At 73.1% G+C, this 12,041-nt stretch carries 10 protein-coding genes; 3 read left to right on the top strand and 7 right to left on the bottom strand.

Annotation, left to right across the window (positions count from 1 at the left end; translation table 11 throughout):
• From HK417_RS13950 to HK417_RS13940, 3 genes are all read left to right on the top strand, one after another.
• On the top strand, window positions 1-740 hold a 740-nt coding region (locus HK417_RS13950), incomplete at its 5' end, for a DUF222 domain-containing protein (protein WP_306433819.1).
• Between the two features lie 587 nt (window positions 741-1,327).
• Complete coding sequence (locus tag HK417_RS13945; RefSeq protein ID WP_222267424.1) at window positions 1,328-1,624, top strand: hypothetical protein; 297 nt, start codon at window positions 1,328-1,330, stop codon at window positions 1,622-1,624.
• Between the two features lie 12 nt (window positions 1,625-1,636).
• The gene (locus HK417_RS13940; RefSeq protein ID WP_222267422.1) at window positions 1,637-1,846 is read left to right on the top strand and encodes a hypothetical protein; all 210 of its coding nucleotides are present in this window, start codon (window positions 1,637-1,639) and stop codon (window positions 1,844-1,846) included.
• A 138-nt stretch (window positions 1,847-1,984) separates the two neighbouring features.
• Here HK417_RS13940 and HK417_RS13935 read toward each other — a convergent pair whose 3' ends face one another.
• The 7 genes from HK417_RS13935 to HK417_RS25435 form a co-directional block, all read right to left on the bottom strand.
• On the bottom strand, window positions 1,985-2,923 hold the full coding sequence (locus tag HK417_RS13935) for a hypothetical protein (protein ID WP_222267420.1): 939 nt from the start codon (window positions 2,921-2,923) through the stop codon (window positions 1,985-1,987).
• A 400-nt stretch (window positions 2,924-3,323) separates the two neighbouring features.
• A complete protein-coding gene (locus HK417_RS13930) occupies window positions 3,324-7,616 on the bottom strand; it encodes an nSTAND1 domain-containing NTPase (RefSeq protein WP_222267418.1) in 4,293 nt (1,430 codons plus the stop codon).
• A 154-nt stretch (window positions 7,617-7,770) separates the two neighbouring features.
• Window positions 7,771-8,415, bottom strand: coding sequence for a DUF4231 domain-containing protein (locus tag HK417_RS13925; RefSeq protein WP_222267416.1), 645 nt, complete (start codon window positions 8,413-8,415; stop codon window positions 7,771-7,773).
• 11 nt (window positions 8,416-8,426) lie between these two features.
• Window positions 8,427-8,891, bottom strand: a complete 465-nt coding sequence (locus HK417_RS13920) for a helix-turn-helix domain-containing protein (protein WP_222267415.1) — start codon at window positions 8,889-8,891, stop codon at window positions 8,427-8,429.
• A gap of 241 nt (window positions 8,892-9,132) precedes the next feature.
• Window positions 9,133-11,454, bottom strand: coding sequence for a hypothetical protein (locus tag HK417_RS13915; protein ID WP_222267413.1), 2,322 nt, complete (start codon window positions 11,452-11,454; stop codon window positions 9,133-9,135).
• On the bottom strand, window positions 11,451-11,819 hold the full coding sequence (locus tag HK417_RS13910) for a hypothetical protein (RefSeq protein WP_222267411.1): 369 nt from the start codon (window positions 11,817-11,819) through the stop codon (window positions 11,451-11,453). The genes HK417_RS13915 and HK417_RS13910 overlap by 4 nt, the downstream gene beginning before the upstream one ends.
• Window positions 11,819-11,947, bottom strand: a complete 129-nt coding sequence (locus HK417_RS25435; protein WP_261326631.1) for a hypothetical protein — start codon at window positions 11,945-11,947, stop codon at window positions 11,819-11,821. Before HK417_RS25435 ends, HK417_RS13910 begins: the two co-directional genes overlap by 1 nt.
• Window positions 11,948-12,041 lie beyond the last annotated feature (94 nt).

Raw genomic sequence — 12,041 nt, 5'->3', positions numbered from 1 at the left:
ATGGCGGCCGTCGCCACCACCCAGCCGCACCAGCGCCTCGGCGAGGTCGTCCACCGCTACCTCGACGCCCTCATCCCGACGGGACCGAGCCGGACCCGACCGAGGGCCGGCGGCTGGTCATCGCCCGGCACGCCGACGGCAGCATCACCGGCCGGTTCGACCTCGACGCGGTCGGCGGGGAGAAGCTGCAGGCCGCGCTGGAGTCCATCGTGCAGGCATCCCGCCCCAAGGGCGACACCCGCACCCGCGCGCAGCAGCAGGCCGACGCGCTGGTGCAGCTGGCCGACAACGCCCTCGCCTCGGGGACGCTGCCGTTCCTGCGCCGGGTCAAGCCGCACGTGATCGTGACCATCGACCTGGAGGACCTCGCCGACCCCGCCCGCGGGCCGGGGGCCGCGGGAACCGGGTTCGGCGCGACCCTGTCCGCCGCCCGGGCCCGCTGGCTGGCCTGCGACGCCATCCTTACCCGGATGGTGCTCAACCCCGACGGGCTGCCGCTGGACGTCGGACGGGAGCAGCGCATCGTGCCCCCGCACCTGCGCAAGGCCGTCGAGCGGCGGGACCGGCACTGCGTGTTCGCCGGCTGCGGCGCCCCCACCGTAAGGTCACGTCGGATACTGCACTTTGCTAAATGTCAGGCCGCGTCCAGCACGTCGACGTGGGACGGCGCAGTTACCGCCGGCGGGTGGACCTTGGCGTCCCTTCGACCCAGCACGTCGGCCAGCTCGGCCAGGTCGTAGAGGTTGGCCCCGGACCGGGTGTGCCACGGGGTCATCCCGTACCGCAGCCGCCACACTCGCAGGGTGGCCGGCCGGACGCCGGCCTGCGCATCGAGCACCAGCAACTGGCTGCAGAGGCCATGGAGACGGCCGACTGGGTCGACGCCGTCCCCTGGCCGGTACCCCGGTGTGGGTGGTCACCCGATCGGCCGACCCCGACGCAAGCCCCTGTCGGCCCACGACACCGCCCGGGAGGCCCTGGCCGCCTACGAGGCCGCCGTGGCTGCCCGACGCTCCCCCTGAGCCGGCCCCCGCCCCGGGGTCACGGTGGCCGCGAACACTGCCGATGGTGCACGGCGGGCCAACGGACGTGAGGCCCACCCGACGAGCAAGGGGCCATGGCTGTGACCGGACGTACCAAGATCTTCGTAGCGACCGGCGCTGCCGTCGTAGTCCTCGGTGCGATCGCCTCCCTCACGTCAGAGGAGACGCCGGCAGACGCTTCGGCAGCGACGCCGGCAAGCTCCTCCCCGGCGACGACCGAGGCGAGCCCGTCAGAGACACCCGAGACGGTCCCCGATGGCTGTCTCGACGTTGCGGACGAGGTGATGACCCGGATTGCCGACGGCGCCCAGGACGGAAGCGGGTTCGTCGCTCGCGAGGCCGCCGCCGTCCGGTCCAGTGACTTCACCGAGGTCTACTTCGTCGCCATGCGCTTCAGCGCCACCGGAGGTGGGGACGAGGTCGGCGTGTGGGCCACCAACTCGATCGACGAGACGGCCGTCACCATGAGCGTGGACGGGTTCGCCAAGCAGTTCACGGTCTGGCCGGACGCCGACGAGGCGGCCGCTGACATCTCGGCCGCCGACCCGTCGGTGGACGCGGCCAAGGAGTGCCTGGGCTGAGGGGGGCCGCCGGTGACCGACGACCTACGTCCGATCAAGCCGCCCCGTGGGGTCGGGGTGCTGCACGATGACGGTCGTTGGGTCGGCGGTCTGCAGGATGCGTGGGTGCGCTGGCCGTCCGGCGAGTGGCGCGCGTCGGTGGCCTACTCGGTCGTCAACGAGTGGGGCCAGGACCGACACCTGCGGTCACTGCTGGCCGAGCGGGTGCGGCTGCCCGTGTGACCGTCGGCGAGTCCACGAATCGGGCCGTCAGCATGGCTGCCGGCTGCGGAACCTGACAAGCACCGAGAGGTCACCCGGTGCGCCCGCATAGGCGCCGGCCGTGACCCGGGCGTCAGAAGGGCGTCTCTTGATCAGTGGCTACAGGCCCAGGCCATCGTCGCGCTGGACGCTCGGCAGCTCCAGGTCCTCGAACGGTAGCGGCACAGCGCGAGGCCCGCGGATGTGCTCTAACACCCGGACCACGGTGTGCTCGTTGCGGATGGCGCCGTTGGGTTGTTGAAACTGCTGGGTGCGCAGCTGGCAGCGGAGGATGTCGCCGGCGGAGAAGGTCTCCTGGTTGGTTTCCACACGCTCAAGGAACGACAGATCGCCGACGCCGACGAACAGGTCGCGGTCGCCGTCGGAGACCCGCCACTTGTTGCCAGGCACGAAGGCGACGTTGAGCAGTCGCAGAGCGACCTGGCGCGTCTGATCGCTGAGAAGCGCATCGCCGGCCAGCGGGATGTCAAAACCGGGAAGATCATCCTCGACGACCCGCACGAGCTCCTCGTCCTGCCGAGAGATGGAGACGACCTCAATTCCCCCCCGCCGCAGGGGCTCGACCATCTCGTTGGCAGCCCGCCGGAACTCAAGATCTTCGGCCAGGGCGATGGAGGCACTCGGCACCTCGATGGTGGTGCTGTCGCTGAACGTGATGCGGACCCAACCCGGGCGCACCTCCTCTTGGCTGCGGATCTTCCTTCGGGCCAGCCTCTTGAGGAGCATGAGGGCGCCGCTCGCAGCGGTGAGCATGGCAAGGCCATTCGCCGTGGCCGTGCTCACGTCGCCAGCGAGAAAGTCGATCATGCGGTCGACGACGCCAGCGGCGTCCATCAGGATCAACTCGACGCTGAACGAGCCAGGTCGCGTCGCCTCGATGTGTAAACCCGGGTTGGGTGCGCCCGGGTTCATGACGCGGTTGCTCACCTGGATGACGTCGGCCATCCCGATGAGGGCGGGCGCGAGCAGACGGACGTCCATGCGGCTCGTGGCGAGAGCAGGGCCGTCATAGGTGATCAGAAACTGCTCATCGGCCACGCGCGGCATCCTCTCAGCCCCCTAGGACGGCCTCGCACGAGCGCCCTGTACGCGCCTAGACGATCCTCCATCGGGTGGCTTGGCACATGCACTACATCTGGGTCTGCTCAACCGGCTCCCCAGCTGGCTCGGCCATGGCGCCGAATCGGCCCGCGTTTGGCGTCGGCGGCCCTCGTCAGCCTGCTGCGAGAGCGGGGCATGACGACGACGGCCATGGTCAACTTCTGAACCCGGCGCGCCCATTTCCCGCCTCACGAACGGTCATATAGAAGAATGGGGAGGGGGTAACCCCCCAGGCTCGGTCGTCGCCACCGCTCGTCGGCACTACGCCTGGGCAACGCTGCGACGACGTCTCGCAGACGTCCGTTTGGCGATGACGTAGGCGAACACCGCAGCACCATCACCTCTTACACACGTCGACGTACTTCAAGCCGGAGACATAGTTTGCCCACTCGTCGCGGCTCAGGCCGCCGCCCGTGATCGAGCAAGCGTTCACCATGGCGTGATCTCGCAGTTCCATAAGACGGGCGAGGTTCCACAGCCGCACCGTGCCGTCACCGCCGGCGGAGGCCAGGATGTTCCCCTCGGGCGCGAAGGCCACCGCTGTGACCCCGGCGGTGTGGCCGGTCAGCGGGGAACCCAGCGGGGTGGGGGCGGCCGGGTCGGTGAGGTTCCACAGCCGCACCGTGCCGTCGTCGCCGGCGGAGGCCAGGATGTTCCCCTCGGGCGCGAAGGCCACCGACAGGGCCACACCGTTGTGGCCGGTCAGCGGGGAACCCAGCGGGGTGGGGGCGGCCGGGTCGGTGAGGTTCCACAGCCGCACCGTGCCGTCGTCGCCGGCGGAGGCCAGGATGTGCCCGTCCGGGGCGAAGGCCACCCCGTTCACCGCGCCGGTGTGGCCGGTCAGCGGGGAGCCCAGCGGGGTGGGGGCGGCCGGGTCGGTGAGGTTCCACAGCCGCACCGTGCCGTCGTCGCCGGCGGAGGCCAGGATGTGCCCGTCCGGGGCGAAGGCCACCCCGTTCACCGCGCCGGTGTGGCCGGTCAGCGGGGAGCCCAGCGGGGTGGGGGCGGCCGGGTCGGTGAGGTTCCACAGCCGCACCGTGCCGTCGTCGCCGGCGGAGGCCAGGATGTTCCCCTCGGGCGCGAAGGCCACCGACAGGGCCACACCGTTGTGGCCGGTCAGCGGGGAACCCAGCGGGGTGGGGGCGGCCGGGTCGGTGAGGTTCCACAGCCGCACCGTGCCGTCACCACCGGCGGAGGCCAGGATGTGCCCGTCCGGGGCGAAGGCCACCCCTGTGACCCAGGTGGTGTGGCCGGTCAGCGGGGAGCCCAGCGGGGTGGGCCCGGCCGGGTCGGTGAGGTTCCACAGCCGCACCGTGCCGTCACCGGCGACGGAGGCCAGGATGTTCCCCTCGGGCGCGAAGGCCACCGACAGGGCCACACCGTTGTGGCCGGTCAGCGGGGAACCCAGCGGGGTGGGCGCGGCCGGGTCGGTGAGGTTCCACAGCCGCACCGTCCCGTCACCACCGGCGGAGGCCAGGATGTGCCCGTCCGGGGCGAAGGCCACCGCTGTGACCCTGGCGGTGTGGCCGGTCAGCGGGGAGCCCAGCGGGGTGGGCCCGGCCGGGTCGGTGAGGTTCCATAGCCGCACCGTCCCGTCACCGCCGGCGGAGGCCATCAGCGGCTCGTCGGGGGCGAAGGCCATTGCCCTGATCCCGCCGGGGTGGCCGGTCAGCGGGGAGCCCAGCGGGGCGGGGGCGGCCGGGTCGGTGAGGTTCCACAGCTGCACCGTCCCGTCGTAACTCGTGGAGGCCAGGGTGTTCCCGTCGGGGGCGAAGGCCACCGCTCTGACCCCGGCGGTGTGGCCGGTCCGCGGGGAGCCCAGCGGGGTGGGGGCGGCCGGGTCGGTGACGTTCCACAGCCGCACGGCGCCGTCCTCGGCGCCGGCGGAGGCCAGAGTGTTCCCGTCGGGGGCGAAGGCCATCGCTGTGACCCTGGCGGTGTGGCCGGTCAGCGGGGAGCCCAGCGGGGTGGGCCCGGCCGGATCGGTGAGGTTCCACAGCCGCACCGTCCCGTCACCGCCGGCGGAGGCCATCAGCGGCTCGTCGGGGGCGAAGGCCATTGCCCTGATCCCGCCGGGGTGGCCGGTCAGCGGGGAGCCCAGCGGGGCGGGGGCGGCCGGGTCGGTGAGGTTCCACAGCTGCACCGTCCCGTCGTAACTCGTGGAGGCCAGGGTGTTCCCGTCGGGGGCGAAGGCCACCGCTCTGACCCCGGCGGTGTGGCCCGTCCGCAGGGAGCCCAGGGCGGTCGGGGCGGCCGGGTCGGTGAGGCTCCACAGCCGCACCGTCCCGTCGCCGCCGGCGGAGGCCAGAGTGTTCCCGTCGGCGGCGAAGGCCACACCGTCCACCGCGAGGCCGTTGCCGGTCAGCGGGGAGCCCAGGGGAGCGGGGGCGGCCGGATCGGCGAGGTTCCACAGCCGCACCATGCCGTCACCGCCGGCGGAGGCCAGAGTGTTCCCGTCGGCGGCGAAGGCCACCCCGTTCACCGCGCCGGTGTGACCGGTCAGGCTCCCCGTGTATGGGGTCGCGAGCAGGTTGTTCACCAGCGCCGAGCGAGTCTCGGGACTGTCATGAAGGTGCACGGCGACTTCATTGAGCTGCAGCGCCCTGCGTGGATCTTGGTCGAGAGTAGTCTGGGCTTGGGCGACTAGCTGGCGGGCGGTAGCAAGCAGCTGTCCTTCCTCCGCGACTTGCCGCTGGGCGGCTGCGTTCTGCAGTGCGATGGCTGTGCCGATCGCGGAGCTCACGGCGATAACGAGGAGCACCGAGAGTGTTGTGACAGTCCGGCGACGGCGGCGCCGGTCGCGGCGGATGCTCGCGGCGAGGAAGTCCCGTGCGCGGGCGCTCAGGTCCACTCGATCGGCGACCACGGTGCGGTGTCGGCGTCGCCACCGGACCGGCGATCGCCGGTGCGAGACGGATGCGTCTTCGGTGCGAACGGCTTTCAGCGCCCTGCGGTCCGGCTGAAGGCGCGCACCGGTGTCGGCGAGGGCGGCGGCGAGTTGGCCGCGTTCCCACAGCCGGGCCGGCGTGTGGCGGTGCTCAGCCCACTGTTCGGCGGCCTGTTCGATCTCGCGGCGGGCGCGCAGCGCGGTGGCGGCGGCGGTGATCGCCCGGCTCAGCGGTGGCCAGGCGGAGAGGAAGGCTTCGTGAGCGACGCCGATCACTACGTGGTCGTTGTCGGTGTCGGTGGTGAGCAGCCGGCGGTCGACGAACGGCTGCAGCTCGGTGCGCACCTGTTCGGGCAGCTCGTCGCGGCGGACGCGCCACCGGGTGGGACGGCCCAGTTCGTCGACGGTGACCAGGCGCAGCAGCTCCCGGATCACCTGGTCGGCGGAGCGCCCCCCTGCGGTGACGGACTCGCCGAGCGCCGCGTCGGCCTGCCCGGCCAGCACCCCATGCACCTCGCCGAGCTGCTCGTACCGCCCGGTGGACAGCCGGCCGCCGCGGGCGACGCCATCGGTGAGCTGAGCCAGCGTGTAGGCCAGCAGCGGCAGGGCCTCGCCGCCACCGGTGTCGGCGACCAGCCGCGCTACCAGGTCGGTGTCGATGCCGATGCCGGCCCGGTCGGCCGGGCCCTCGATCACCGCGCCCAGCGCCTCCGGCCGCAGCGGCCGCAGGGTCTGCGTGCGTGTCGGCAGGACGGACAGTTCTCCGCTGGCCAGTAGCTGGTCGAGGAACTCCGGGCGCAGGGTGGCCACCACCTGCACCGGGCCGGCCAGGGCGTCCGGCAGCAGGTCTGCGAAACGGGCCCGCTCAGCGGGCCCGGTCTGGCTCAGCAGCTCCTCGAACTGGTCCACCACGATCAGCAGGTGCCGGCGCCGCCGTCCGGGCACGGCGAGCAGCAGGTCGTCGACCAACCCGCTGAGGTCGCCGTCTTCGAGGCGGCGGCGCACGTCGGTCACCGTCCAGCACAGGCCGAGCTGGTGGGCTGAGGCGGCGAGCTCGCGGGCGAGCGCGGCCATCGGGTGGGCGCCGGGCAGGATCGCCGGCAGTGTCCACCACTCCGGCTCGGCGGCCATCACCGGCAGCAGACCGGCCCGCACCAGCGATGACTTGCCGCACCCCGACGGGCCGACGACGAGCAGCACCGCCCGCTCAGCCTGCTCGGCGGGTGAGCGCAGCAGTTCAGCGAGCTCGTCGACCTCCCGGCTGCGGCCAAAGAAGATCACGTGCTCGTCGGTGTCCAACGCGCGCAGGCCGGGGAATGGGGATCGGTCATCCGGCCAGCCCAACCCGCCCGCTGCGTCCACCCGCAGCAACGCCTGGGCCAACTCTGCCCGCGCGCCGTCCGCGTCCTTGGCCATGTCCGCGTGCTGGACGCCGTCCAGCAGCGGATGACTCACCTCGGGTTCGGCCCGGACGGGCAGCAGCCGGCTTCCCCGCGCCTGGGCAATCGCCAGCTCGGCGGTACACCACACCGACGCGAGGTACGCCGAGGTCAACACACAAACCGTGGCATCCGCCCAGCGCAGACGCTCGTGCAGCCGCTGCTGCCATTGGTCCCCAGCAAGGATGCCGTTGGACAGGTCTTGGTCGAGGAATGTCTCGTGGCCGTCGTCGACCAGCCACCGGTGCACCTCGCCGGCCAGGGCGGCGTCCTTGCTTGAATGGCTGACGAAGACCCTGGCCATGGGCACCCCCAGGGGCGTGTTCCGTGCCGGTTCAGCGTCGTGGGTCCACCACGGACCGTCAACGCCGAACGCGCCCCGCCGCTGGGGTTTGCGTGTCCGGATCGGTCTTCAGCAGAGGACCGGACGCGCGCCCGTGATACAGCCCTGTGGGTCCTCAGCTCGCCGGCCGGCGTTCGCGGTCAGCCTGTTCCCGGCCCTGCGTCCACTTCGCGTGCTCCTGGGAGATCAGGCCCTCCAGCCGCTCCGCGAGCACACGCTGCCGGTCCCCGGTCGCGTAGGGCCCGGCGCAGGACAGGAACAGGAACTTCTCGTGCTTCAGCGCCTCGGCGGTCGACCGGTACAGCACCCAGTTCTCCAGCGGCTCGGCGCCAGCCTTCGCCGCCTGCACCGCCAGGTGGGCCGGCATGGCTTCGCGCAGCGCACGCAGGCCGTCGACGTCCTCGTCAACGGCCAGCGCCTTGGCGGCGTCCGTGACGGGCACGGTGGCCAGCAGCCGGTCGACCCGCTGGGCGGCCCGGCTGGTGCGGGTCTGCTGGGCCAAGTCGTCCACGCCGGCGTCTCGCAGCTGCCGGGCGGCGTCGCGCTCGGCGCGGTCGAGCCGGTCGCGGGCGGCGATCAGCTCCTGCTGCAGCTCGGCCTTGCGCGCCAGCAGCGGCGCCATCCGGCGCTGCTTGGCCTCGGCGGTGTAGTCCCGGCTGTTGGTCAGCTTGAGCAGCTCGGTGTGCAGCTGGTCGGCGGCGGACCGGACGCGGGTGATGGTGTCGCTGGCGGCCTGCAGGTGGGCGAGGGCGTTGGGCATGGCGTGATCTCCTATCGGATGGAACGTCGGGGTTCGTAGGCCTCGACCGAGGCCCGGGTGATCCGCCACTGGCCGTCGACGAGCTCGGCATCGAGCCGGCCGGCGGCGCAGGCTTTGCGCACGGCGCGGTCGCTGATGCCGAGGACGTCGGCGGCCCGGGTGGCGGTCATCACCGGTGACCTTGGTGCTGGTTCCGGGGTCGGCGCAGCGTTGGTTCCGACCTGCTGCCGCCAGACCTCGGCACCGATGATCAGCGCGGCGAGCACGGCGTCACGCAATGGATCGAGCCCCCGCAGCTGCCGGTGTCGCTCGCGGACCAGGGCCACCAGGTCGGCGGCGACCGGGGCTGGCACCGCCACGACGACGCGGTCCTGGCCGTCGTGGTGCAGGAAGCGCTCGGGTGGGATGGGCGGACGCGCGTTGCGGTCTGAACTCCTGGTGGCGGCCGGGCACGAGGTGGACATCGCTGCCGTCATCACTGCGGGTGTACTGACTCGACCAGCGGCCGGCGGCCCGCGCCGGTGGGTGCGGTGGTGACCGGGCCGTGGGCCCAGACACGGGTGGACAGGTGGACAGGTGTCCACCTGTGGCCGGAGCTGTCGGCCTCGCGCGTCCGGGGAAAGTCCAGGTAGACAGACAACTCACCCTGCCCATGAAGGGGTTCGGTCGGGGGGACGGGTGGACAGCCGTCCACCTGTCCACCCGTCCGGGCGACGCTCACGGCCGGCACCGGTAGCGCCGCCCCGGCTGCCCGTGGTGGTCGATCTCGTCGATCTCGATCGAGCCGGCCAGCACCAGGCCGTCGAGGGCGGCGTCGAGGTGGGGGCGCACGCGGTTGTGCACGGCCCGGCGCAGCTCGGCCCCGGTCATCCACTCGCCAGGCTGCTTGCCCAGCACGGTCATGGCGGCCTTGCTAGCCCTCTGCACCGCGGCGGCCTCCACCGTCTCCGTCTTGACGATCTCCCGGACGGCATCGGCCTCGGCCCGCGCCTTGTTGGCCTCGGTCGCCGACCGGCGCAGCTCGGCCTGGACCCCGGTGCGGGTGGCGTCGGAGACGTCCATCAGCAGCCCGGCCAGCTGCCAGTCCTCGACGGTCACGCCGGCGGCGCCGAGGTGCCCGTCGAGGTCGGCCAGCGCCGCGGCGACCTTCAGCTGGGCGTAGAGTGCGTGCCCGTCGAGCGCGTTGCCCTCGCCCCGGCTGCGCCGCCAGTGGGCCTCGGTGATCGCGTCGCGGGCCTCGGCGCACACGAAGACCACCGCGCGCCCGGTCGCCTGCCGGCCGGGCAGGGGCACGGTCCACGGCTGCGGCTCGGCCGGGCGCTCGCGCGGCATGTCGGGGTCGGTGACGGGCATCCACAGGAACCGCTGCGGGGTGCCGCCGTCGGCGTCGTCGAGCAGCGCACCGGCCCGACCGGGTTGGACGCCGGCGGTGAGGGCCATGCGGTAGCTGTGCGCGCGCACGTGCAGCCGCTTGGTCGGGTCGGCGTAGGCGAAGCTAAGGGCCTCGCCGGACCACGCCTTGCGCAGCACCGGCATCAGGGTCGACCCCTGCCGCGAGCTGACTGCGGTGGCCTGGTCGATCTCGGGCACGTCGAACAGCACCGACTCGCGAACCTGGGCGACGCCCTCCTGGCCGTCCTTCTTCTGCCACCGGGCGTACTGGTGGACGACGCCCTCCCCGGAGCCGACGTCCGGCGTGTGCAGCACCGTCGAGCCGTCGAGGCCATCGCGCCACCCGGCCAGGTCCAGGGCGTCCTCGGCCGCCGCCCGCGCGGCCCCCTTGCCCGCCCCGGAGGGGCCGACCAGGGCGACGAACAGGTTGAGCGAGCCGGGGCCACCGACCAGGGGCGGCAGGAGGTAGCCGACGGGTGTCGCGGCGACGACCCGCGCCAGCGCCACCCCGAGCACGGCCAGCGGGGCGACCCCGCGCGCCCTGGCGAAGTGGTGCAGGTGCCGCAGCACCGGCCGGGCGTCCCAGAGATCGGCGGCGGCCGGGGCGGGAGCGGCGGTCGGCGCGGCGACCGCACCACCGGCCCCGTGGACGGCGCAGCCGGTGCCCCCATCGGCGTTGGCCAGCGCCCAGGCCACCATGTCGTCAAAGTTGTCGCCCTCGGGCTTGATCTGGGTCAGCTTGGCCCTGATGCCGTCCAGGTCGGCAGTGGTGGCGCAGCCAGCGCGCATCAGCTCCACCACCCGGATGACCGCCTTCTGTGCCGTGGCGTGCCGGCCATGGACCTGGTCGCCGGGCACCGCGGCCTCCATGCCAGCCAGCAGCTTCCTGACCGCCGTCTGCCCGTAGCTGCAGCCCACTGGCATGAAGGGGGACGTCGTGGCCTGGGCGTGCAGCCGGCGGAAGGCGTCGACCTCGGTGGTCGTGACGGCGGGCTTGGCCGGCGATCCGGTGCGCCGGCCGCCGGCGCCCTCCAGGGCGGCGACCAGCTCGTCGTCGGGGTCCTCGTCGAGCAGCAGGTCGAGGTCGACCTGCTGCTCGATGCGGTAGACCCGGCCGGGATACTTCGGCCTGCTGCTGCCCGGCAGGTACGCCAGCGCCCGGCTGGCGCCCTCGACGGTGCCGCCGAGGTAGTCGCCGACGTGCCCGGCCGTGGTGGTCAGCGTCATCTTGGCGAAGCCGGTGGAGGGGACCAGGTAGTGCCTGCCCCCCGACGGGGTGGTGTGCACGCCGTAGAACCGGAACGCCGGCAGGTTGTCCACCGACCCGCCGGCCTTCGGGTCGACGTCCACCACGTCGACGCCGTGACCGCTGACCATGGCCAGCGTGTCGACGCCGGGCCGGAAGGTTGCCAGCTGGGCGCGGCTCTCCTCGGCGGTGATCGTCGACCAGCCGCGCGGCCAGATCAGCTCCGGAGTCCCTGCGGGTGCAGCCGGGGACCAGGCGTAGTTCGGCGTGCAGACCACCACGGGGACGCCGTGGCTGATCAGGTCCAGCGCCAGCGCCAGCGCGGCAGTGACGGCATCCAGCTCGACGGTGCCGGCCGGCGACGCCGGCGGGACGTAGAGCAGGGTGCTGGGCGCGGTCACGGCGCACCACCAGCGGCGTGCCAGCGGGCGATGGCGGCGTCGATCACCTGGTCGTGCCCCGGGCACGTCGGCCGGTGCGGCACGTGAGGGACGCCGGCCGGAGCACGGCCACCAGCGGCGGCACGGCGACGCTCCCGACGGCTGCCCCACACCAGGGCGGCGCCGCAGGCCGGGCAGTGGCCGTGCAGGACGGCCAGCCGGCGGACGGTCACGCCCTCGCGGACGTCGTGGGGGGCGCCGTCGGGCGTAGCGGGCAAGCACCAGCCGACCAGCTCGCCGGTTACGTCGTCGACAACGGCGGCCTGCTCGGTGAGTGCCATGGGTGCCGGCCAGGGGGTCGGGGCCAGCCCGGGGCTGGGGGCCATCAGGCGGCCCCCCCGGTCACGGCCACGACGTAGAAGGCACCGCAGCGCCCACGGCGCACGACGGCCAGGTCGGTGGCGGCCACCCGGTGGGCGTGCCTGCCCGAGCAGATCGGGCAGTGTGCGAGCACCCCCGTGCCGTTCGGCTGGGGCCAGGAGGCAACGGTGGTGGCCCTCGGGCGAGGGGGCGCGGGCGGAGGCTGCGCCCTGCGGTGCTGGTGGTTC

Origin of the sequence: Modestobacter marinus (assembly GCF_019799945.1) — a bacterium.
Lineage (GTDB): Bacteria > Actinomycetota > Actinomycetes > Mycobacteriales > Geodermatophilaceae > Modestobacter > Modestobacter marinus_B.
This window is presented reverse-complemented; position numbering and strand designations above follow the sequence as displayed.

Excerpts from the sequence above, each read along its gene's own strand:
- HK417_RS13945 (WP_222267424.1), top strand. The coding sequence starts at position 1,328 with ATGACCCGGATTGCCGACGGCGCCCAGGACGGAAGCGGGTTCGTCGCT.
- HK417_RS13930 (WP_222267418.1), bottom strand. The coding sequence starts at position 7,616 with ATGGCCAGGGTCTTCGTCAGCCATTCAAGCAAGGACGCCGCCCTGGCC.
- HK417_RS13925 (WP_222267416.1), bottom strand. The coding sequence starts at position 8,415 with ATGCCCAACGCCCTCGCCCACCTGCAGGCCGCCAGCGACACCATCACC.
- HK417_RS13920 (WP_222267415.1), bottom strand. The coding sequence starts at position 8,891 with ATGACGGCAGCGATGTCCACCTCGTGCCCGGCCGCCACCAGGAGTTCA.
- HK417_RS13910 (WP_222267411.1), bottom strand. The coding sequence starts at position 11,819 with ATGGCCCCCAGCCCCGGGCTGGCCCCGACCCCCTGGCCGGCACCCATG.